The sequence below is a fragment of the Kitasatospora sp. NPDC007106 genome, from assembly GCF_040634455.1.
In the GTDB taxonomy this organism is placed as follows: Bacteria; Actinomycetota; Actinomycetes; order Streptomycetales; family Streptomycetaceae; genus Kitasatospora; species Kitasatospora arboriphila.
The window spans coordinates 1-22,699 of record NZ_JBEYFP010000046.1; the positions used below are offsets into that span (position 1 = coordinate 1).

17 protein-coding genes and 1 pseudogene are annotated in these 22,699 nt (G+C 74.1%); 14 read left to right on the forward strand and 4 right to left on the reverse strand.

All coding sequences use genetic code 11. The features are described 5' to 3' along the window. Window positions 1-1,194 (forward strand): TGS domain-containing protein (locus ABZ641_RS07670; protein ID WP_359979925.1); only part of this gene is annotated, 1,194 nt, incomplete at its 5' end. A 92-nt stretch (window positions 1,195-1,286) separates the two neighbouring features. After that, window positions 1,287-2,789 carry a GTPase HflX gene (gene hflX / locus ABZ641_RS07675; RefSeq protein WP_359979928.1) on the forward strand — a complete coding sequence of 501 codons (1,503 nt, stop codon included), beginning with the start codon at window positions 1,287-1,289 and terminating at the stop codon, window positions 2,787-2,789. Between the two features lie 70 nt (window positions 2,790-2,859). On the opposite strand, the gene ABZ641_RS07680 is transcribed toward hflX, so the two are convergent. Next, complete coding sequence (locus ABZ641_RS07680; RefSeq protein ID WP_359979931.1) at window positions 2,860-4,002, reverse strand: hypothetical protein; 1,143 nt, start codon at window positions 4,000-4,002, stop codon at window positions 2,860-2,862. Window positions 4,003-4,121: 119 nt separating this feature from the next. Beyond that, entirely contained in the window at window positions 4,122-5,276 is a 1,155-nt protein-coding gene (locus tag ABZ641_RS07685) for a hypothetical protein (RefSeq protein ID WP_344623221.1), read from the reverse strand. A gap of 398 nt (window positions 5,277-5,674) precedes the next feature. On the opposite strand from ABZ641_RS07685, the gene ABZ641_RS07690 reads away from it, so the two are divergent. The 3 genes from ABZ641_RS07690 (at window position 5,675) to ABZ641_RS07700 (ending at window position 11,610) form a co-directional block, all read left to right on the forward strand. Next, a complete protein-coding gene (locus ABZ641_RS07690; protein WP_359979951.1) occupies window positions 5,675-7,459 on the forward strand; it encodes an IucA/IucC family protein in 1,785 nt (594 codons plus the stop codon). After that, the gene (locus tag ABZ641_RS07695) at window positions 7,456-9,393 is read left to right on the forward strand and encodes a GNAT family N-acetyltransferase (RefSeq protein WP_359979934.1); all 1,938 of its coding nucleotides are present in this window, start codon (window positions 7,456-7,458) and stop codon (window positions 9,391-9,393) included. The genes ABZ641_RS07690 and ABZ641_RS07695 overlap by 4 nt, the downstream gene beginning before the upstream one ends. A 132-nt stretch (window positions 9,394-9,525) precedes the next feature. Continuing rightward, complete coding sequence (locus tag ABZ641_RS07700; RefSeq protein ID WP_359979936.1) at window positions 9,526-11,610, forward strand: ATP-dependent DNA helicase; 2,085 nt, start codon at window positions 9,526-9,528, stop codon at window positions 11,608-11,610. Between the two features lie 110 nt (window positions 11,611-11,720). Here the strand turns inward: ABZ641_RS07700 and lexA are convergent, their stop codons facing one another. After that, window positions 11,721-12,545, reverse strand: a complete 825-nt coding sequence (gene lexA / locus ABZ641_RS07705) for a transcriptional repressor LexA (RefSeq protein WP_344623225.1) — start codon at window positions 12,543-12,545, stop codon at window positions 11,721-11,723. Window positions 12,546-12,939: 394 nt separating this feature from the next. Here lexA and nrdR point away from each other — a divergent pair, with 394 nt between their 5' ends. The 5 genes from nrdR (at window position 12,940) to ABZ641_RS07730 (ending at window position 18,261) form a co-directional block, all read left to right on the forward strand. After that, complete coding sequence (nrdR, locus tag ABZ641_RS07710) at window positions 12,940-13,440, forward strand: transcriptional regulator NrdR (protein WP_359979940.1); 501 nt, start codon at window positions 12,940-12,942, stop codon at window positions 13,438-13,440. A gap of 194 nt (window positions 13,441-13,634) precedes the next feature. Beyond that, window positions 13,635-16,511, forward strand: coding sequence for a vitamin B12-dependent ribonucleotide reductase (locus ABZ641_RS07715; protein WP_344623227.1), 2,877 nt, complete (start codon window positions 13,635-13,637; stop codon window positions 16,509-16,511). Between the two features lie 168 nt (window positions 16,512-16,679). Beyond that, on the forward strand, window positions 16,680-17,618 hold the full coding sequence (locus ABZ641_RS07720) for a sigma-70 family RNA polymerase sigma factor (RefSeq protein WP_359979943.1): 939 nt from the start codon (window positions 16,680-16,682) through the stop codon (window positions 17,616-17,618). 56 nt (window positions 17,619-17,674) lie between these two features. Beyond that, complete coding sequence (locus ABZ641_RS07725; RefSeq protein WP_359979946.1) at window positions 17,675-17,944, forward strand: hypothetical protein; 270 nt, start codon at window positions 17,675-17,677, stop codon at window positions 17,942-17,944. A gap of 140 nt (window positions 17,945-18,084) precedes the next feature. Continuing rightward, the gene (locus ABZ641_RS07730; protein WP_359979954.1) at window positions 18,085-18,261 is read left to right on the forward strand and encodes a dihydrofolate reductase family protein; all 177 of its coding nucleotides are present in this window, start codon (window positions 18,085-18,087) and stop codon (window positions 18,259-18,261) included. A gap of 1,003 nt (window positions 18,262-19,264) precedes the next feature. On the opposite strand, the gene ABZ641_RS07735 is transcribed toward ABZ641_RS07730, so the two are convergent. Continuing rightward, window positions 19,265-20,737, reverse strand: a complete 1,473-nt coding sequence (locus ABZ641_RS07735) for a hypothetical protein (RefSeq protein ID WP_344623231.1) — start codon at window positions 20,735-20,737, stop codon at window positions 19,265-19,267. A gap of 142 nt (window positions 20,738-20,879) precedes the next feature. Here ABZ641_RS07735 and ABZ641_RS07740 point away from each other — a divergent pair, with 142 nt between their 5' ends. The 4 genes and pseudogenes from ABZ641_RS07740 to ABZ641_RS07755 form a co-directional block, all read left to right on the forward strand. Beyond that, on the forward strand, window positions 20,880-21,206 hold the full coding sequence (locus ABZ641_RS07740; protein ID WP_344623232.1) for a hypothetical protein: 327 nt from the start codon (window positions 20,880-20,882) through the stop codon (window positions 21,204-21,206). 79 nt (window positions 21,207-21,285) lie between these two features. Next, complete coding sequence (locus tag ABZ641_RS07745; RefSeq protein ID WP_095872902.1) at window positions 21,286-21,519, forward strand: helix-turn-helix transcriptional regulator; 234 nt, start codon at window positions 21,286-21,288, stop codon at window positions 21,517-21,519. 2 nt (window positions 21,520-21,521) lie between these two features. Next, window positions 21,522-22,058 (forward strand): Clp protease N-terminal domain-containing protein, encoded by a 537-nt coding sequence (locus ABZ641_RS07750; RefSeq protein WP_344623233.1) that lies wholly within the window; start codon window positions 21,522-21,524, stop codon window positions 22,056-22,058. A 332-nt stretch (window positions 22,059-22,390) separates the two neighbouring features. Beyond that, a pseudogene (locus ABZ641_RS07755) lies at window positions 22,391-22,699 on the forward strand (hypothetical protein); the annotation flags it as partial.

The window sequence follows — 22,699 nt, forward strand, 5'->3', positions numbered from 1 at the left end:
GCCGCCGCGCCGCCGGCCGCGACGGGCACCCCGGCCGCCTCCGGCGCCCCGGCCGGCGGCGACGAACTCGACCGCACCGACCCCGCGAGACCCGGGTGGCTCAGCCGGCTGCTCGCCTGGCAGCAGGAGACGCCGGATCCGGACGCCTTCTGGTCGACGCTGCGGGACACCCTCGCCGACGACGGCGAGATCACCGTCGTCACCGAGGAGGGCGACACCCTCCACCTGCCGGTCGGCGCCAGCTGCGTGGACGCCGCCTACCTGCTCGGCGAGGAGACCGGCCACCGATGTATCGGCGCCCGGGTCAACGGCCGGCTCGCCACCCTCTCCACCGTGCTGCGCGACGGCGACATGGTGGCCGTGCTGACCGCCCCGACCGGCGAACCGCCGGGCCCCTCCGCCGACTGGCTGGAGCACGCCCGCACCCCCGCCGCCCGCCTCGCCGTCGAACGCTGGCTGGCCGGCCGTCCGGCCGCCGCGCCGGAGGTGGAGACCGGCCCCGCCGACGGCAGACCGGTGCCCCAACCACTGCCGCACCCCCCGGCGGGTGCCCGCGGCCGCGCCCCGGTCGCCGTGGCCGGCCGCCCCGGCACACCCGTCCGGCTCGCCCGCTGCTGCACCCCCGTACCCCCGGACGCGGTCACCGGCTACCCGATCCGCGGCGGTGCCGTCGCCGTCCACCGCACCGGCTGCCCGGTCGGCGAGCGGATGCGCGAGGACGGCCGCGGTCCGCTCCGGCTGACCTGGGTCCCCGGCGCCGCACCGCCGAACGGCTACCGGGTCGCCCTGCAGGCCGAGGCGCTGAACCGCCCCCGGCTGCTGGCCGACCTCACCGCCGCCATCTCCGGCGAGGGCGTCGGCATCTTCTCCGCCGACGTCGAGGCCCCCCGCGACCTGCGGGTCCGGCACAGCTACACGATCGAACTGCCCGGCGCCGAGACGCTGCCCGCGGTGATGCGCGCGATGCTGCGCGTCCCCGGCGTGTACGACGTCTACCGGGCCGGCGCGCCCCGCGAGGACGCCGCCGACGGCCCCGCCGCCGACCCGCCGGACGGTGCCGCCGAGGTGGCCGCGGGGCGAAATGGGGGTGACCCGGCGGACGGGGCCGTGCGACCATCGTGGGGAATGCACGGCCGGTCCGCGGCGTTGTCCGGAGGCAGTAGCTCCGGTGCCGCCGGCGGTCCGCAGGGGTAGCTCGTCCCGCCCGACGGTAGAAGGGGCGGCAGCCGGGCAGACTCCTCGACGCAGTCCGTCTGCGCCGGCCTCCCGACACCGCAAAGGATGAGATGACCTCCACGTTCGACAGCCGCACCCAGACGCGCGAGTCCGCCCGCCGGCTCGCCGACCTCAGGGCCGGTGCCCTGATGGACGAGGACCTCGCGGCGATCGACGAGGACCTCGACCACTACGACGGGGAACAGTACGACCGCTCCGAGCGCGCGGCCCTGCGCCGCGTGGCCGGCCTGTCGACCGAGCTCCAGGACGTCACCGAAGTCGAGTACCGCCAGCTCCGCCTGGAGCGCGTGGTGCTCGTCGGCGTGTGGACGGACGGCACGGCCGAAGAGGCCGAGAACTCGCTGGCCGAGCTGGCCGCGCTCGCCGAGACGGCCGGTTCCGAGGTGCTGGACGGTGTGATCCAGCGCCGTGACAAGCCCGACGCGGCCACCTACATCGGCTCCGGCAAGGCCCAGGAGCTGCGCGACATCGTCGCCTCCACCGGCGCCGACACCGTCGTCTGCGACGGTGAGCTCACCCCCGGCCAGCTGATCCACCTCGAGGACGTCGTCAAGGTGAAGGTCGTCGACCGGACGGCCCTGATCCTCGACATCTTCGCCCAGCACGCCAAGTCCCGCGAGGGCAAGGCCCAGGTCTCCCTGGCGCAGATGCAGTACATGCTGCCGCGCCTGCGCGGCTGGGGTCAGTCGCTCTCCCGGCAGATGGGTGGCGGTGGCTCCGGCTCCTCGGGCGGCGGCATGGCCACCCGTGGTCCCGGTGAGACCAAGATCGAGACCGACCGGCGCCGGATCCGCGAGAAGATGGCGAAGCTCCGCAAGGAGATCGCCGACATGAAGAAGGGCCGCGACACCAAGCGCCAGGAGCGCAAGCGCCACCAGGTGCCGTCCGTGGCCATCGCCGGCTACACCAACGCCGGCAAGTCCTCCCTGCTCAACCGGCTGACCGGGGCCGGCGTCCTGGTGGAGAACGCGCTGTTCGCCACCCTGGACCCGACCGTCCGGCGCGCCCAGACCCCGAGCGGCCGGCTGTACACGCTCGCCGACACCGTCGGCTTCGTCCGCCACCTGCCGCACCACCTGGTCGAGGCGTTCCGCTCCACCATGGAGGAGGTCGCCGACGCCGACCTCATCCTGCACGTGGTCGACGGCTCGCACCCCGAGCCGGAGACCCAGCTCGCCGCCGTCCGCGAGGTGATCGTCTCGGTCGAGGCACAGGACGTGCCCGAGATCGTGGTGATCAACAAGGCCGACGCCGCCGACCCGGCGGTGCTGCAGCGCCTGCTGCGACGCGAGCCGCACGCCATCGTGGTGTCGGCCCGCAGCGGCCAGGGCATCGACGAGCTGCTGCAGCTCATCGACGACGAGCTGCCCCGCCCGGCCGTCGAGGTGCAGGTGCTCGTCCCGTACACCCGCGGCGACCTGGTCTCCCGGGTGCACGCGGAGGGCGAGCTGATCTCCACCGAGCACACCGGCGACGGCACCCTGCTGCACGCCAAGGTGGCGGCCGTGCTGGCCGCCGAGCTGGAGCGCTTCGCCGTGGTGGCCCAGGCCTGACAACGGCGCACCGCGAACGCCGCGGGCCCCGCACCCCACCGAGGGGTGCGGGGCCCGCTCCGTTCTCAGGTCACCGCTTCAGGGTGCTCATGTAGTCGAACATCGCCTTCGCCTGTGCGCCGAGCGCCGGGCCGGCCATCCAGGCCGCCGGACGCGGGCCGATCGAGTTGTTGCTGACCAGCGACGGCTTGCCGTTGCGCAGCACGAACCAGCCGCCGCCGCTGGAACCGCCCGTCATGGTGCAGCCGATCACGTACATCGTCGGCCGCTCGGCGTCGAAGGAGAGCCGGGCCGGCTTCACCCGCGAGTCGCAGAACTCCAGCTCCCGGCCGTCGAAGGGCGCCCCCTGCGGGTAGCCGTACGCGGAGACCCCGGCGATCTGGGCGCGCGGCGCGTCGAACCACACTGGCACCGAGCTGCCGACCGCCTCCTCCAGCGAACGGCCGTCGGAGGAGTCCTCGTTGTGCACCCGGAGGATGCCGAAGTCGTACTGGCTGGCGGGGCCGCCGCGCTCGCCGCCCTCCTCCGCCCACTGCGGGGAGACCACCGCGTAGTCGGCCGTCCAGGCACCGTACGGCGCGACCTGCTCGAAGGTCGCCTCGCGGCCCTTCGACGCGGCGCCGGAGCGGTTGTACGAGGGCACGAACGCCATCTTCTTGAACCAGGTGCCGCCCTTGCCCTCGTGCAGGCAGTGCGCGGCCGTCCACACCAGGTTGGACTTGCCGGGGTGCGCCGGGTCGCTGATCACCGTGCCGGAGCAGACCGCGCTGGTCTGCGCGTCCACCTGCATGAAGATCTTGCCCAGCACCGCGGAGGCCGGGGAGTACGGGTGCGGCTGCGCCTTGGCGGGGATCTTCGCCGGCGGCTGCGGGTCGTTCTCCGGAGCGGTCTTCTCGGACTGCAGGGCGGCGTCCTGGGTCTCCATGCCCTGCGCCTTGTCCATCCGGGCCCGGTCCCAGAAGCCCTTGAGCTTCTCCGCGGTGAAGCCGTGCGCACCGGCCCACTTCGCCCAGTCGTCCGTGGTCCAGTTCTTCAGGTTCTTCAGCGCCTCGGTCAGGTCGAGACCGGGCTTGGCGGCGCCCGAGGCCGAGGCCGAGGCCGGCGCGGCCGCGTCGGCGCCGTTGCCGGCCTCCGGGTCGCAGGCGGTCGCGGTGAGGGTGAGCACGGCGGCCGCCGCGGCGGCGGCTGCGGTCCTGCGGAAGGTGGAAGGCATCTCTGTCCCCGTCTGCTGTGTCGATGTTCCGGCGGTCGGCAGCACCGGGGGAGTGCCCCGGAGCCGCCGGCCGCGTCGGTGCGTGTCTGTCGGTCGGGCGGTCCTGCGGTCGGGCGGGTCTACTTCTGGGAGATCCAGGCCAGTGCCTGCTGGGCGACCTTCTCCAGGTAGGGGCCGCTCAGGGTGGTGTGCGCCCCGGTGCCGATCGAGGTGTTGCTGACCAGGGCGGTCCGGCCGTCCGGCATCGGTGCGAACCAGCCGCCGCCGCTGGCACCGGCGGTCATGGTGCAGCCGATGGTGAGCATCGCCGGGCGGGCCGCGTCGAAGGACAGCCGGGTGGGCCGGCCGCCGTCGCACCGGTCCAACTCCTGGCCGTTGAACGGCTTGACCGCCGGATAGCCCCAGGCGGAGATCCGCAGCTGCTCGCGCGGTGCGTCGAACCACACCGGCACGGCGGTGCCGATCGCCTCCTCCAGCGACTTCGAAGGGTCCTGCGGGTCGTGCACCCGCAGCACCGCGAAGTCGTACTGGTTGGCGGCGTCCCCGCTGTGCCCGCCCTCGGCCGGCCACAGCGGCGAGGTCACCACCTTGTCGGCCCACCACTGGCCGAGCGGCGCCACCTCGGCGAGCGGGGCCCTGCGGCCGCCGCTCGCCGCGCCCGAACTGTTGTAGGCCGGCACGAAGATGATGTTCTTGAACCAGTCGCCGCCCTTGCCCTGGTGGACGCAGTGCGCGGCCGTCCAGACCAGGTTGGACTTCCCCGGGTGCGACGGATCGGCGACCACCGTCGCCGAGCACTGGCCGATGCCGCCGCCCGGCGCGTTGCTGAACACCTTCCCGGAGGCCGGGTAGCGGGTGTACGGGCGCTCCACCGGGACGGCCGGCACCGGCGTCGGATCGGGCTCGGCGCTCCCGTCCCCGGGCGGCGGCGCGGTGGGCGGCACCGTGGGCGGTGCCGGCTGCTGCGGGGCGGCGGCGTCCATCCGGTCCGGATTCCACAGGTCCCGCACCACCGGGTTGCGGAAGACGTGCGCGGACGCCCACCTGTCCCAGTCCGCGTACGTCCAGTGGCGCAGCTCGTCCCAGCTCCGCGGCAGCCCCGCGAGCAGCCCCGAGGGCAGGTCGGTCGGCAGCTTCAGCCGGCCCGCCCGTGCCGATGCGGCACTGCCCGACGGCTCCGGCGTGCCCCCGCCCTCCGGAGTGCAGGCCGCGACGGTGAGCAGCAGTGCCGCGGCGAGTGCCGCGAGCGGCCCCGCCCGTCCGATGTGTGCCATGGCCACGTCCCCCCTGACGTCGCTGCGGCCGAATCGCCGCCGGTGAAGTCTGCCATCACCGGCACGGCCGACGTCGCCGGGGTGCACGCCGGTTGACAAGAGGTCACCGAACCGTGACCCGGACGCACCGTCAGCACACACCACCCCCACGGGTGAGCAAACGGCTCCGTTTCACCACAACGAGTGAGGAGCTTTTGTGGTCGGGCGCCCCAGGAAGGTAACCCTTACCTGTCGCCTTCCGGGTGCCGTCCCCCCGCCGCACCCGTTCGACCCCGCGCCGGCCGACGGCGCGCACCCAAGGAGCAGCCTTGAGCACCGCCCTCACCGGAGCCCCGACCCCTGCCGCACCGCCCGGACCAGCTGCCCCCCGAGCACGCCGCACCCCCGACGACGACCCCCTGCACGGCCCCCTTCCCGGCCCCCTTCCCGACCCGCCGGACCACCCCGGGACGGACGACCCGCTGCTCCACCCCGACCCCGCCACCGCCGCGGAACACGCCACCACCGAAGCCGTCCTGCGCTGCTGGGCCCGTGAGACCGGCACCCGGCCCGACGCCGCCGGACGCCTCAACGCCCCCGTCCTCGGCGGCGCCGCCCGGCTCAGCGCCCCCGTCCGCTACTGGTCGCCGTGCGGCCGCCACCGCTTCGGCCCCGCCACCGTCGGCACCGGGCCCGGCGGCCCCGCCGCACCCGTCGACGCCGTCACCGCCACCGCCCTGCTCGCCCGCACCGCCGACGGCGACGGCCGGCACACCGACCCCGGCCGGATCGCCGACCTCGCCGCCCGGGTCGCCGACTCCGTCGCCCGCACCACCGAGATCCTCGCCCACCGCCGCACCGCCGCCGACCCCGCCGGCCACACCCCCTTCCTCCGCTCCGAGCAGGCCCTGCTGCTCGGCCACCCCCTGCACCCCACCCCCAAGAGCCGCGACGGCCTCGGCCCCGCCGAGAGCCGCGCCTACTCGCCCGAACTCCACGGCTCCTTCCGCCTCCACTGGTACGCCGTCGACCGCACCCTGCTCGCCGCCGACTCCGCCACCGCGGAGAGCGCCGACCGGATCACCGAACGGCTCCTCGCCGCCCCCCGCCTCCTGCCGCCCGGCACCGCCGCCCTGCCGCTCCACCCCTGGCAGGCCCGCGAACTCGCGCTGCGCCCCGCCGTCGCCGCCCTGCTCGACCAGGGCCTGCTGCACGACCTGGGCCCGCACGGCGACCCCTGGCACCCCACCTCCTCCGTCCGCACCGTCACCCGCCCCGGCACCCCCTGGATGCTCAAGCTCTCGCTCGGCCTGCGGATCACCAACTCCCGCCGCGAGAACCTCCGCAAGGAACTCCACCGCGGCACGGAGGTCCACCGCCTGCTCGAAGCCGGCCTCGCCGCCGAGTGGCGGGCCGCCCACCCCGGCTTCGACATCGTCCGCGACCCCGCCTGGATCGGCGTCGACCACCCCGGCCTCACCGACCCCGACGGGCTGTCCACCGTGCTGCGCCACCAGCCGTTCGGCCCCGCCGACCGCGTCCACTGCCTCGCCGGCCTGCTCGCCGAGCACCCCGCCGGGCAGCGGCTCGACTCGCACCTCGGCCGCCTCCTCGCGGTCCTCGCCGACCGCACCGGCCGCCGCCCGGGCACCGTCGCTGCCGAATGGTTCCTGCGCTACCTCGACGCCGTCGTCCTGCCCGTCCTCTGGCTCGACGGCACCGCCGGCATCGCCCTGGAGGCGCACCAGCAGAACAGCCTCGTCCTGCTCGACCGGGACGGCTGGCCCGTCGGCGGCCGCTACCGCGACAACCAGGGCTACTACTACCGCGACTCCGCCGCCGAACGGCTCACCGCCCGGCTGCCCGGCCTCGGCAGCACCAGCGACACCTTCGTCCCCGACCGGGTCGCCGACGAGCGCTTCGCCTACTACCTCGGCATCAACCACGTCCTCGGCCTGATCGGCGCCCTCGGCGCCCAGCGGCTCGCCGACGAGGAGGTGCTGCTGGCCGCCCTGCGCCGCTTCCTCGCCGGCCCGCGCGCCGCCGCCACCGGCTCCGCCCTGCCCGCCCACCTGCTCACCGCCGCCACCCTGCGCTGCAAGGCCAACCTGCTCACCCGGCTGCACGGCCTCGACGAACTCGTCGGCCCGGTCGAGACGCAGTCCGTCTACGTCGACATCCCCAACCCGGTGGCCGCCGCATGACCCCGGCCACCGCCCCGGCCCCGGCGGCTCCGGCACCGGGGGAGCGCCCCGCCCCGCCGGACGGCGTCGCCGACCACGGCCCGATCGCCACCCCCGCCGGCGAGTTCCGGCTCCGCCCCGTCCGGCTGCCCGACGACCTCCCGCTGATCGCCGGCTGGATGAACGACCCCGCCGTCGACACCTGGTGGCAGCTCGCCGGGCCGCCCGACCGCACCGAGCGGCACCTGCGCGCCCAACTCGACGGCGACGGCCGCAGCCTGCCCTGCCTCGGCCTGCTCGACGGCACCCCGATGAGCTACTGGGAGATCTACCGGGCCGACCTCGACCCGATCGCCGCCCACTACCCGGCGCGCCCCCACGACACCGGCCTCCACCTGCTGCTCGGCCCGCCCGCGGCCCGCGGCCGCGGCCTCGGTGCCGTCCTGCTCACCGCCCTCGCCGACCACGTCCTCGCCCACCGCCCCGACTGCCACCGGGTGCTCGCCGAACCCGACCTCCGCAACACCGCCTGCCGCCGCTCCCTCGAACGGGCCGGCTTCCGGCAGGCCGGTGAACTCGAACTCCCCGACAAGCGCGCCGCACTGATGGTCCGTTCCCGGCCCGGCCCCCGCCCGCTCCCCGCCCCCCGCGACGGCGGCGAACCGTACGACCTGCTCGGCGTCGGCATCGGCCCGTTCAACCTCTCCCTCGCCGCCCTCGCCCACGGCGCCGCCGACGCCGTCTCCGCGCTCTTCTGCGAGGCCGAGCCCGAGTACCGCTGGCACCCCGGCATGCTCGTCGAGGGCGCCCGGATGCAGGTGCCCTTCCTCGCCGACCTGGTCTCCCTGGTCGACCCCACCAGCCCCTGGAGCTTCCTCAACTACCTGCGGCACCAGGAACGCCTCTACCCCTTCTACTTCGCCGAGCGCTTCCAGCTCTCCCGCCGCGAGTACGCCCACTACTGCCGCTGGGTCGCCCACCGGCTGCCCAACTGCCGCTTCGGCGCCCCCGTCACCGCCCTGCGCTGGGACACCGCCGAGCGGCTGTTCCGCGCCGAGGCCGGCGGCGAGGAGATCCGCGCCCGCAACGTCGTCCTCGGCGTCGGCACCCGCCCGCACCGGCCGGCCGCCTTCGCCGACCTCGCCGGCCACCCCCGGGTCTGGCACTCCGCCGACTACCTCCAACGCCGTGACAGCCTCGACGGCGCCCGCGACATCACCGTCCTCGGCTCCGGCCAGTCCGGCGCCGAGGTCTTCCTCGACCTGCTGCGCCGCCGCGCCGACGACGGCACCCGGCTGCGCTGGCTGAGCCGCACCCGCGCCCTCGCCCCCATGGAGTACTCCAAGCTCGGCCTGGAGCACTTCACCCCCGACTACACCCGCTACTTCCACAGCCTCCCGCGCGAGGTCCGCGACGACCTGGTGCCCGCCCAGTGGCAGCTCCACAAGGCCGCCAGCGCCGAGACCCTCGCCGAGATCCACGACCTGCTGTACGAGCGCTCCGTCGGCCGCCCGCCCGGCGGCGACCCGGTCGAGATCGTCCCGGGCACCGCCGTCACCGCCGCCCGCACCGGGCCCTGCGGCGGCCTCGAACTCCACTGCCGGCACACCGACTCCGGCGCCGACCACGTCCTGCGCACCGACGCCGTGGTGCTCGCCACCGGCTACCGCGCCACCCGCCCCGACGCCCTCGACCCGATCGCCGCCCTCATCGACTGGGACGAGCGGGGCCGCTACCGGGTCGACCTGGACCACCGCGTCGCCACCCGGCCCGAACTCACCGGCGGCCTCTACGTGCAGAACGCCGAGCTGCACACCCACGGCGTGGGCACCCCCGACCTGGGCCTCGGCGCCCACCGCGCCGCCGTCATCCTCAACGCCGTCGCCGGCAAGGAGCTCCACCCGCTGCCCGCCCGCACCGCCTGGACCAGCTTCGCCCCGCCGGGCGGCGCCTGAGCACCCCCGCAGACCCGCCGGGGCGGCCCGCCGGGCCGGGGCGCACGGGGCGCCCTGCCCGGCGGGCGGGCCGACCCCGCCCGCCGCAGCGCGCACCGATTGTCGGCGGCGCGCAATAGGGTGGGCGGCGTCATGACGAACGACTCCGCACCCCTGCCCCTGCCGGGCGACGAGACACCGGCCCCCGTTCCGCGCTCCCGCATCCCCGAGCTGCTGCACGCCGCCGTCACCGCGGTCGGCGGCGTCGAGCGCCCCGGCCAGGTCAGGATGGCCGAGGCCGTCGCGGACGCGGTCGACGAGGGCGAACACCTCCTCGTCCAGGCCGGCACCGGCACCGGAAAGTCCCTCGCCTACCTGGTGCCCGCCCTCGCCCACGGCGACCGCGTCGTGGTCGCCACCGCCACCCTCGCCCTGCAGCGCCAGCTCGTCGAACGCGACCTGCCGCGGACGGTCGACGCCCTGCACCCCGTGCTGCGCCGCCGCCCGCTCTTCGCGATGCTCAAGGGCCGCTCCAACTACCTGTGCCTGCACCGGGTGCACGAGGGCACCCCGGCGGACGAGGGCGAGGGCCTGTTCGACGCCGCCGAGGTGCTCGGCGGCCCGAGCAGCAAGCTCGGCCAGGACGTCGTGCGGCTGCGCGACTGGGCGGACGAGACGGAGACCGGAGACCGGGACGACCTCTCGCCGGGCGTCTCCGACAAGGCCTGGGCCCAGCTCTCCGTCAGCTCCTCCGAGTGCCTCGGCGCCTCCAGGTGCCCGTACGGCCAGGAGTGCTTCGCCGAGGCCGCGCGCGAGCGGGCCAAGGTGGCGGACGTCGTCGTCACCAACCACGCGATGCTGGCGATCGACGCCATCGAGGGCGCCCCGGTGCTGCCCGAGCACGGGCTGCTGATCATCGACGAGGCGCACGAGCTGGTGAACCGGGTGACCGGCGCCGCCACCGCCGAGCTCACCGTGCACGCGGTGAACCGGGCCGTCCGGCGGGCCGCCAAGCTCGCCAACGAGAAGTCGGTGGACGCCCTCCAGGCCGCCGCCGAGAACTACCACGGGCTGATGGAGACCGCGCAGCCCGGCCGGGTCGAGGAGCTGCCCGAGTACCTCGCCTACGCCGTCACGGCGATCCGGGACGCCGCCCGCCAGGTCATCACCTCGCTCGGCGAGACGCGGGACCGCTCGCTCTCCGACGAGGACGCGGTGCGCAAGCAGGCCATGGCCTCCGCCGAGTCGCTGCACGAGACGGCCGACCGGCTGCTCCAGGACTCCGCCTACGACGTGGTGTGGATCGAGCGCAGCGACCGCTTCGGGGCCGGCACGGCCTCGCTGCGGGTCGCCCCGCTGTCCGTCTCCGGCCTGCTCCGGGAGAACCTCTACCGGGACCGCTCGGTGGTGCTCACCTCGGCGACCCTCAAGCTGGGCGGCGACTTCAACGGCGTGGCCGCCTCGGTCGGCCTGCCGGCGGAGGGGCGGCTGCCCGACGAGCGGACGCCGGGCGAGCCGGAGCCCGACGGCGGCGAGGACGCCCCGCCGTCCTGGCGCGGCCTCGACGTCGGCTCGCCGTTCACCTACCCCAAGCAGGGCATCCTCTACGTCGCCAAGCACCTGCCGCCGCCCGGCCGCGAGCCGGACCGGCCGGCGATGCTGGACGAACTCGCCGAGCTGATCGGCGCGGCCGGCGGGCGCACGCTCGGCCTGTTCTCCTCGATGCGGGCCGCCCAGGCCGCGGCCGAGGCGCTGCGCGAGCGGCTGGACAACCGCATCCTGCTGCAGGGCGAGGAGACGCTCGGCGAGCTGATCAAGGCGTTCGCCTCGGACGCCGAGTCCTGCCTGTTCGGCACCCTGTCGCTCTGGCAGGGCGTGGACGTGCCCGGTTCGGCCTGCCAGCTGGTCGTCATGGACCGCATCCCCTTCCCGCGGCCGGACGACCCGCTGATGAGCGCCCGGCAGAAGGCGGTCGAGGAGGCCGGCGGGAACGGCTTCATGGCGGTCGCGGCGACCCATGCGGCGCTGCTGATGGCGCAGGGTGCGGGCCGGCTGGTCCGCGCGGCGGACGACCGGGGTGTGGTGGCGGTGCTCGACCCGCGCCTGGCCACCGCCCGGTACGGCGGCTTCTTCCGCTCGTCGATGCCGGACTTCTGGTACACCAACGACCGCAACCAGGTCCGCCGCTCGCTGGCGGCGATCGACGCCTCGGCCCCGCCGGTGAAGCCGGTGAAGTAGGAGCGCGGCGGCGACGGCCCGCGAGGGTGCCGGACGGACAGAAGGGGGCGCGGGGAGCCGCGCGGGCCGTGAGCCCCGCGCAGTTCTCCGCGCCCCCGCGCGTCTGCCCGTCAGAGGCGCCGCAGCACGGCGACGACCTTGCCGAGGATGGTCGCGTTGTCGCCCGGGATCGGGTCGTACGCGGGGTTGTGCGGCATCAGCCAGATCTTGCCGTCCTCGCGCTTGAGGCGCTTGACGGTGGCCTCGCCGTCGATCATGGCGGCGACGATGTCGCCGTTCTCGGCGACCGGCTGCCGGCGGACGGTGACCCAGTCGCCGTCGCAGATGGCCGCCTCGATCATCGAGTCGCCGCGGACGGTGAGCGCGAAGAGCTCGCCCTCGCCGACCAGCTGACGCGGCAGCGGGAAGACGTCCTCGACCGTCTGCTCGGCGAGGATCGGACCGCCGGCGGCGATCCGGCCGACCAGCGGCACGTAGGAGGTCGAGGGGCGGCCGGCCGTCTCGGCGGTGTTCGGGCGGGCGACCTCGACGCCGCGGACCTCGTAGGCACGCGGGCGGTGCGGGTCGCGGCGGAGGAAGCCCTTGCGCTCCAGGGCCATCAGCTGGTGGGCGACGGAGGAGGTGGAGGAGAGGCCGACGGCCTGGCCGATCTCGCGCATGGACGGCGGGTAGCCCCGGCGCTGGACGGAGTCCCGGATGACCTCGATGACCCGGCGCTGGCGCTCCGTCAGGCCGGCCTCGTCGGTGCGGATCCCGGGCGGGCGGCCGGGCAGGGAGCGGGTGGGGGCGGGCGCGCCGAGCACGGTGTCCTGCACGGCGGCGTGCTCGATCGGCTGGCTACGGCTCATGCTGTGGTCCACGCCTTGCTGGTCCGTGGTGCGCGCGGAGCGCTCCTGCACCGGGATGGAGTTGCTCTTGAGTTCTACGGTGTTCATCGCGGCCCCTCATTGGACAGGCGTTTCTCCCTTGCCCTGCTCAACTGGTGCCCCTATCGAAAGGTTGCGCCAAACACACGTTCGAGTGAATTATTTAGCAGTCTACTGACGCGATCAAGGCTTTGGGTGTACATCGATTAAATGTTCGACTCCAGCAGTCTATTTCACCGGCCCTGGAGATTTCGACCCGGTCCGCGGAACACGTCGCCGGAACGGCGGCGCCGACACTGCGGACGAACCGGATCCGTTCGGCGTGGCGTGACCCCCGAGCGCTAGATCTTGTGCCAGTCTCACCGGTCGGGCCCACAGGTTGTGGTCGAGCTTGCTGTGGACCCCTGCTCATCGCGTAGAGTGGCCCGGTCCGCTGTCATGCCCTTCGGGAGGGAGTCCTCAGGTGCACTGCCCCTTCTGCCGGCATCCCGACAGCCGGGTCGTGGACAGCCGGGCCAGCGACGACGGCAGTTCCATCCGCCGCCGCCGCCAGTGCCCCGACTGCGGCCGCCGTTTCACCACGGTGGAGACCGCGACCCTGATGGTGATCAAGCGCAGCGGCGTCACCGAGCCCTTCTCCCGCGAGAAGGTGATCTCCGGCGTCCGCAAGGCATGCCAGGGCCGGCCGGTCACCGAGGACGCGCTCGCCCAGCTGGGCCAGCGGGTCGAGGAGTGCGTGCGCGCCTCCGGCAGTGCCGAGCTGTCCACCCATGACGTCGGTCTGGCCATACTGGGCCCGCTCAAGGAGCTCGACGTCGTCGCGTACCTGAGGTTCGCGTCGGTCTACCGGGCCTTCGACGGCCTGGAGGACTTCGAGGCCGCCATCGCGGAGCTCCGCGCCGAGCGGCCCTTCGTCCCGGAGGACGGCTGCGCGCTGCCCTCCCCCGCCGCCGCCGCGCCCTAGGGCCGCGGCAGGCCACCGCTCCGGCCGTCCGCGGCCGGCGCATGCCCGCTCGACGGGTACAGAACACAACACAACGTGCGAAAGCGGTCGGTGTTCCAGGCTGCCCGCACACCAGGAGAAGCGAACCGCCGGATGCCCCGTAAGCCGGAAGCATCGGGGCGTCCAGGGCGTTTGCCCAGGAGGAGGAAGAAGAAGTGACTGACACGACGAGCGGTTCCGCACGCGGGTCGAAGTCCGGCAAGGGGACCAAGGCGGCCGGCAAGGCCCCCGAGGGCGGTCTGCGGATCGGGCGCATCTACACCACTCCTGGCGTCCACCCCTACGACGAGGTGACCTGGGAGCGCCGCGACGTCGTCATGACCAACTGGCGTGACGGCTCGATCAACTTCGAGCAGCGCGGCGTCGAATTCCCCGACTTCTGGTCGGTCAACGCGGTCAACATCGTGACCTCGAAGTACTTCCGCGGCGCCGTCGGCACCCCGCAGCGCGAGTGGAGCCTCAAGCAGATCATCGACCGCGTGGTGCTCACCTACCGTGCCGCCGGCGAGAAGCACGGCTACTTCGCCACCCCGGACGACGCCGAGACCTTCGAGCACGAGCTGACCCACGCCCTCCTCCACCAGGTGTTCAGCTTCAACTCGCCGGTCTGGTTCAACGTCGGCACCAAGCAGCCCCAGCAGGTCTCCGCCTGCTTCATCCTGGCCGTCGACGACTCCATGGAGTCGATCCTCGACTGGTACAAGGAAGAGGGCATGATCTTCAAGGGCGGCTCCGGCGCCGGCCTCAACCTCTCCCGGATCCGTTCCTCCAAGGAACTCCTCTCCTCCGGCGGCAACGCCTCCGGCCCGGTCTCCTTCATGCGCGGCGCCGACGCCTCCGCCGGCACCATCAAGTCCGGCGGCGCCACCCGCCGCGCCGCGAAGATGGTCGTCCTGGACGTCGACCACCCGGACGTCGAGGCCTTCATCGAGACCAAGGTGAAGGAGGAGGAGAAGATCCGCGCCCTGCGCGACGCCGGGTTCGACATGGACCTGGGCGGCGACGACATCACCTCCGTCCAGTACCAGAACGCCAACAACTCCGTCCGCGTCTCCGACGAGTTCATGGCCGCGGTCGAGAACGGCACCACCTTCGGCCTGCGCGCCCGGATGACCGGCGAGGTCATCGAGACCGTCGACGCCAAGAAGCTGTTCCGCAAGATGGCCGAGGCCGCCTGGGCCTGCGCCGACCCGGGCATCCAGTACGACTCGACCATCAACCACTGGCACACCTGCCCGGAGTCCGGCCGCATCAACGCGTCCAACCCCTGCTCCGAGTACATGCACCTGGACAACTCCAGCTGCAACCTCGCCTCGCTCAACCTGATGAAGTTCCTCCGCGACGACGACTCCTTCGACGCCGGGACCTTCGCCAAGGTCGTCGAGCTGGTCATCACCGCGATGGACATCTCCATCTGCTTCGCGGACTTCCCGACCGAGAAGATCGGCGAGACCACCCGCGCCTTCCGCCAGCTCGGCATCGGCTACGCCAACCTCGGCGCCCTGCTGATGGCCACCGGCCACGCGTACGACTCCGAGGGCGGCCGCGCCCTGGCCGGCGCCATCACCTCGCTGATGACCGGCACCGCCTACCGCCGCGGCGCCGAACTCGCCGGCGTGGTCGGCCCGTACGAGGGCTACGCCCGCAACGCCGCCGCCCACCGCCGGGTCATGCAGCAGCACGCGGACGCCAACGCCGCCGCCGTCGCGGTCGACGACCTGGACGCCCCGGTGTGGGCCGCCGCCACCGAGACCTGGGGCGACGTCGTCCGCCTCGGCGCGGCCAACGGCTTCCGCAACGCGCAGGCCTCCGTGCTCGCCCCGACCGGCACCATCGGCCTGATGATGGACTGCGACACCACCGGCGTCGAGCCGGACCTCGCGCTGGTCAAGTTCAAGAAGCTCGTCGGCGGCGGCTCGATGCAGATCGTCAACGGCACCGTGCCGCGCGCCCTGAAGCGCCTCGGCTACCAGGACGAGCAGGTCGAGGCGGTCGTCGCCCACATCGCCGAGCACGGCAACGTGATCGACGCCCCCGGCCTGAAGACCGCCCACTACGAGGTCTTCGACTGCGCGATGGGCGAGCGGTCCATCTCGCCGATGGGCCACGTCCGGATGATGTCGGCGATCCAGCCGTGGATCTCCGGCGCCATCTCCAAGACGGTCAACATGCCCGAGAACGCCTCGGTCGAGGACGTCGAGGAGATCTACTTCGAGGCGTGGAAGCTCGGTGTGAAGGCGCTCGCCATCTACCGCGACAACTGCAAGGTCGGCCAGCCGCTCTCGGCCAAGACCAAGACCCCGGCCGTCGAGGAGAAGGCCGCCGCGGCGCCCGCCGCGGTCGAGAAGGTCGTCGAGTACCGCCCCGTCCGCAAGCGCCTCCCGAAGGGCCGCCCGGGCATCACCACCTCCTTCACGGTCGGCGGCGCCGAGGGCTACATGACGGCCAACTCCTACCCGGACGACGGCCTGGGCGAGGTCTTCCTGAAGATGTCCAAGCAGGGTTCGACCCTCGCGGGCATGATGGACGCCTTCTCCATCGCCGTCTCGGTCGGCCTGCAGTACGGCGTGCCGCTGGAGACCTACGTCTCGAAGTTCACCAACATGCGCTTCGAGCCGGCCGGTCTGACCGACGACCCGGACGTGCGGATGGCGCAGTCGATCGTCGACTACATCTTCCGCCGCCTGGCGCTGGACTTCCTGCCGTTCGAGACCCGCTCCGCGCTCGGCATCCACTCCGTCGAGGAGCGCACCCGCCACCTGGAGACCGGCTCCTACGAGCCCGTCGAGGAGGACGTGGACGTGGAGGGCCTCGCCCAGTCCGCGCCGCTCGCCGCCCCCAGGGCGTCCGAGCCCGCCCCGGCGAAGCCGCAGGCCGCCCCGGCCCAGGCCCACAACTCCACCGAACTGGTGGAGATCCAGCTGGGCCTGAACGCCGACGCGCCGCTCTGCTTCTCCTGCGGGACCAAGATGCGCCGCGCCGGCAGCTGCTACCTCTGCGAGGGCTGCGGCTCCACTAGCGGCTGCAGCTGACGGCGGGCGCAAGCGCTGCCGACGCACCAGTGAGCACCTGCCGCTGAGCGTGCCGGGCCGCACGTGAGAGAGGGTGTCGACCATCGGTCGGCACCCTCTCCGCCGTTCCGCCGCGTGGCGCCCGTCCGTGTCGGCCCCGGCGGAGAGGGTGTGCGGCATGATGGGCGGATGGAACTCGGGCCGTACCGGCGTGAGTTGGTGGCCTACTGCTACCGGATGTCGGGCTCGTTCCACGAGGCCGAGGACCTGGTGCAGGAGACCCTGCTGCGGGCCTGGAAGGCCCGGGACGGCTACGACCCGGCGCGGGCCTCGGTGCGGACCTGGCTGTACCGGATCGCCACCAACGTGTGCCTGACGGCGCTGGAGGGGCGCGGGCGGCGGCCGCTGCCGTCCGGGCTCGGGGTGCCGAGCGACGATCCGGGGACGCCGCTCGTGCCGGCGCCGGACATCCCCTGGCTGGAGCCCTTCCCCGACGCGCGGTTCGACGCCGAGGCGCGGGCCGACCTGCGGCTCGCGTGGGTGGCCGCCGTGCAGCACCTGCCCGCCCGCCAGCGTGCGGTGCTCGTCCTGCGCGAGGTGCTGGCGTTCTCCGCCGCCGAGGTCGCCGAGCAGTTGGGGACCACGGTCGCCGCGGTGAACAGCGCGCTGCAGCGGGCCCGCGCGGCCGTGGCCGGCGTGGGCGACGCCGGTGAGGTCCGGGAACCGGACGATCCCGAGGTGCGGGCGGTGGTCCGGCGCTACGTGCGGGCGTTCGAGGCGGCCGACGTCGCGGCGCTGGTGCGGCTGCTGGCCGAGGACGCCGTCCTGGAGATGCCGCCCGTGCCGCTCTGGTACCGGGGCAGCCGGGAGTACGGCCTGTTCCTGGAACGCGTCTTCCGGATGCGCGGCACCGGCTGGGGCATGCGGCGGCTCACCGCCAACGGGCAGCCCGCGCTGGCCGCCTATGCGCCGGATCCCGGCGGCGGACTCCTTCTGCACACGGTGCAGGTCCTCACCGTGGTCGGCGGCCGGGTCGCGCACAACGCGGTGTTCGCGGATCCGCGCGTCCTCGAAGTGTTCGACCTGCCGCGACGGATTTCCGCCGAGGAGTTCCGGCGGCGGCGATGAGTTCGGGCGGTGCGGCCGGTACGTACCGGTGAACACCGCACCGAAGGGAATCCGCCGTGAGCGTCGTCGTCATCGAATTCATCACCCTGGACGGGGTCGTGTCCGACCCGGACGGGTCCGGGGGAACGCCGCTGGGCGGCTGGGCCTTCCGGTTCGGCCGGGAGGCCGTCGCCGGGGACAAGTTCCGGCTCGGCAGCACGCTGGACGAGGGGGTCATGCTGTTCGGGCGGGAGACCTGGCAGCTGTTCTCGCGGCTGTGGCCGGGCCGCGACGACCCTCCCCCGGCCCCACGGGGGCCGGGAGGTGCCCCCATGCCGTCCGGCTGAACGCCGTGCCGAAGCTCGTCGCGTCCCGCACCCTCACCGACACCTCGGCCTGGGCGAACTCCCGCCTGCTGGAGGGGGACCTGGTCGACGCCGTCAAGCGCGAGCAGCGCGACGTGATCGTCACCGGCAGCCTGAGCGTCGTGCACCGGCTGATGGCCGAGGACCTGGTCGACGAGTACCGGCTGCTGACCTTCCCCACCGTCCTCGGCACCGGCCGCCGCCTGTTCCCGGCCGAGGGCCCGCACGCCGACCTGGAGTGCCGGTCCGTCCGGCAGATCGGCGCCGCCGTGCTGGGCACGTACCGCAGGGCCGGCTGATCCCTGCCGCCGGGGCCGGCCGTCCGGGGTGCCGCGAGTCCGGGGTGCCGCGAGTCCGTGGTGCCGCGAGTCCGGGGTGGCACGCGGGCGGTCAGGTCGCCGGGGGAGGTGCCGTGCGGCCGCGAGGGCGGCCACCGTGCGGAGCTTCGCGAAGTAGGCGCGGCAGTACGCCTCGTCGATCAGCGGGACCACCCGGTCGAGCTCGGTGATGTACCGCCAGAGCACGGCGATCCAGTCGGCGTCGAGTCCGCCGTCCAGCTCGCGCCGGACGAGTCCGGCGACGTCGGCGTCCAGGAGGATCAGTTCGACGCCCGCGATGTCCACACCGCGGAAGCTGTCGGGGTAGGGCGCGCGCCGGTGCTCCTCCCACAGCAGGGCGAGCCGGTCGGCGGGCCCGGCAGTGCCGGTGTCCGGGGCCGCGGCCCCGGCCGTGGGCGGCGGTCCGAGGAGCAGGGCGACGGTGTCGAAGACGGCCTGCAGCAGTTCGACGGCCCCGGCCGGGTGGACGGCGGCGCTGGTCGCGGCGCCCCGCGCGAGCCGGTCGCGCAGCAGCAGTGCCCGGTCGAGCACGGCGGCGCGGTCGGTCGTGACGAGCCCCGCGCGGACGGCCCGGTCGAGCAGCTCGCGGAGCGGCCGCTCGGTGGCCAGGCGGTCGACGAGGACGCGCTCCAGGGCGAGCAGGGAGTGCGTGACGGCGGCGGTGGCGAACTCGTACCGGTGGTAGGAGTGCCGGACGAGTTCGCGGGCGGTCTCCAGCGTGCTCATCACGTCCATGGACGCCCGGTCGGGCAGGGCCAGCCCGGCGATCAGGTCCTGCATGGCTGCGAAGTCGGGGACGAGGTCGCGGGCGCGCGGGTCGGGGGCGGGCCGGGCGAGCGGGCGGGGCGCCGACGGGTTGGAGTCCACCCGCGCAGTCTGGTCGGCCTACGGGCCGCGGTGCCAGCGGATTCGTGCGCCGGGGCCGGACCCTCGGTCGGGGTCCGGCCCTCGGGTTCGCCGCGGGTCAGTGGGTGGTGCTCAGGGAGGGCAGGGGCCACTCGCGGTGGAAGGCGGGCAGGGGGAGGTCGGCCTTGAGGAGCGGGGTGCCGAGGATCTTGATCTGGGCGTAGAGCCTGCCGTTGATGTCGAGGCCGGCGGTGTTGGTCCAACTGCCTTCGACGTGCGGGGGCTTGCCCGTGGTGTCGAGGGTCACGGAGCCGGCGACCCGGGTGTGCAGGTAGGGCTCGACGGACGCGGCGACGCCGACGGTGTCGTAGAGGCCGACGGAGGCCTCGGCGGTGAGGCCGGTGCGCAGGGTCGCGTCGCCGCTGAGCTTGGCGCGGACGGGGCCGACGGTGGTGGTGCCGGGGTCGGCGGTGGTGGTCCAGCCCTTGCCCTTGGCGTAGTCGGCGTGGACGGACCAGGCGCCGTCGAGGTCCTGTTCGGCCTCGACGGTGAGCTTCCCGTCGGCGCCGACGGTGAGGTAGCAGGTGAGGTCGAGGTTGACCACCACGGGGAAGCCGGCGACGGTCAGCACGGGGCTGGCGCTGAGCTTGGCGAGCGGGACGCGCAGCGGATTGGGGCTGGCGGCGAGGGTGGCGCCGACCTTCCAGTCGGCGTGGGCGCCGAGGCCGAAGCCGACGCGGGCCTTCTCGATGCCGCCCTTGAGGATGCCGCGGCCGTCGTAGGAGAAGTCGACGGAGGGGGAGAGGCGGATGCCGGCGGCGAGGTCGGCCTTGGCTCCGCCGGGGAGCGGGACGCTGGTGCCGGCGTCGAGGGAGAGCTGGGCCGAGGCGGAGCCGTTGCCGCCGCCGGGGCGGGTGGTGAAGCCGACCTTGAGGTCCTTGACCAGCGGCTGGACACGGATGCCGTGGACGTCGATCGCCTGGTGCTGCTCGGTGGCGGTGGCGCCGAGCAGTTCGGCGACCTCGGCGGGGCGGGTGGTGACCTCGACCTCGTCGCCGGCGGTCTTCTGCACGCCGGTGACGGCGACCAGGGCGCCGCGCGGTGCGGCGGGGGTGGGCGGGCTGGCGATCAGCTGGCCGGTGCGGACGGTGTCCGGCGCGGCGGACGCGGACGCGGAGGCGGTGGCGTCCGGGCCGTGCGGGGCGCCGGTGGTGCGGGAGGGGGCGGGGGTCTTCCCGGTGCTGGCGGGGGTGCCGGTGCTGCCGGGGTTCTTGGCGTGCCCGGGGTTTCCGGTGCGCAGGGTGGCGTGGCCGCTGGCCGGGTCGTAGGCGACGAGGGAGACCGTCCGGCCGGTGCCGGCGGCCGGTTCGCCGGCGGTCGCCGGGGCGGCGACGGCGGCGGTCGGGGCCGCTGCGGCGCGGGTGTCGGTGCTGCTCGGGGCGGTCGCGGCCGGCGCCGCCGGGGCGGTCTCCGTGGTGAGGGCCGCGGCGGCGAGGGCCGGTTCGGCGGCGGGTGCGGAGGCGGCGCAGCCGGTGGCGGTGAGCAGCAGGCCGGTGGCCAGTGCGGGGAGCGCACGGGAGCGTATGGACATGCAGAGGGTTCGCCTTCGAGGTGGTGAGGGCAGGGTGAGGCCGGACGGGGGTGGCCGACCGACGTATTCCTTGGCATGTTACTGACGAGTCATCGGTTGGACGAAAGTGACGCAGGCTCAACTTTCTGGAGGTGGATGCCGGATGAGTTTCGGATGGCATGCCCGGCGGGTGGCGGATTCGAGGTTGCCGCTCCGGGTGAGGGTGGCGGCGCTGCGGTCGTGCGTGCAGCTGTACCGGCCGCTGGGGTTCCACGGGACGCTGGACCGGCTGGCGTGGCTGGCCGGGCCGTTCCAGCGGGACGAGGAGGCGCTGTTGCGGGCGCTGGCGGTGCTGGAGGAGGACCGCAGCCGCTGGCTGGCCGAGCTGGACGCGTACGCGCGCTCGCGCCGGACGGGCAAGCGCTGCGGACGCCGGATGCCGAGGGAGGGGGAGCGGAACCCGAACGACCGGGCGTACTGGTCCGTGTGAGGCGTTGCCGTCGGTGCGGCCGCCCGAGTCTTTGTCAACCTGGGTTGACATCGGGCGCCTGTCAACCTAAGTTGACAGCATGAGCGAGACGAGACAGCTCGCCGCGGACGCGAGCAGCCGCGACCCCGCGATCGGCCTGCGGGCCGTCCGGGCGCTGCGGGACCTGGCCGACCGGCTGGAGGACCTCCAGGTCGGCAACGCGCGCGAGCAGGGCTGGTCCTGGCAGGAGATCGCCGCCTGCCTCGGGGTCAGCCGACAGGCGGTGCACAAGAAGTACGCCAAGCGGATCTTCGGTACGAGAGGGGAGGGCTGACCGTGTTCGAGCGGTTCACGGACGGCGCGCGCCGCGTCGTCATGCAGGCCCAGGTGGAGGCGCGCGAGCTCGGCCACGAGAAGGTCGGCACCGAGCACCTGCTGCTCGGCATCGTGCACGACCCGGCCGACCCGGTGGCCGCGCTGCTGGCCGCCGACGGCCTCGACCACGAGGCCGCGCGGGCCGAGGTCGTCCGGCTGTCCGGCGGCCACGTCGACGGCCGGGCGCTGGCCGCGATCGGCGTCGACCTCGACGCCGTCCGGGCGGCCGTGGAGTCCGCCTTCGGCGAGGGCGCCCTGGAGCGCCGGCCCGCCGAGGGCCGCCGGGCCGGCAAGCACAGTCGGCTCACCCCGCGCGCCCGCAAGACCCTGGAGCTCTCGCTGCGCGAGACCCTCCGCCTCAAGCAGAAGGAGATCGCCACCGGCCACATCCTGCTCGGCCTGATCCGCGAGGGCCAGGGCCTGGGTGCGGCGGTGCTCTCCGGCCACGGAGTGGACTTCGCCAAGCTGCGCCGGGACGTGGAGGCGGTCCTCGGCTGACCCGGCGCTGCCCCGACGCTGCCCTGGCGCCTACCTTGAGCGCGCCCCCCGGCGGGCCGTTCCCACATCGCGGAACGGCCCGCCGGACGTCTTCCGGGCCCCTCGGCCGCACGGTTACCGGGTGGTACGGGCGCGGAGCGTCATCCTGTGCGACTGTGTGTCAACTCGGCCATTGAGTCGAAAACCTGAATGGATATGATCGGGCGACCGCGTGTACCGATCAAATGAGCGGAACGCGCTCGGCCGTACGATGCCCCGGCCCGCCCGGCATGCCCGCGGCCGGTCCCGCGGTCACCCTGCTCCGCCGCCGACGCCGCACGAGGATCAGACAGATGAGAGCTCGCACGCGCCCCGCCGGGGCGGCGTACCAGGGATCCGACGGCGCTCTCGCGGTCCGCGCCGGGGCCGGGATGGTCCTCGGTGCCGCGGCCGCCGCCGCGGCCGTCGCCCTCACCCCGTCCGTCCACCGCGCCGCCGTCGCGGGCGTCGCCGCCGTCGCCGCCCTGCTCTGGTGCGGCCTCGTCGGCTGGACGGCCAAGCTCGGCCTCCGCGCCCGCGCCGCCGAGCACGAACTCGCCGCCGCCCGGCGCGAACTCGCCGAGACCGGCGCCGCCGCCGGCGCGCTGCACACCGACCTCACC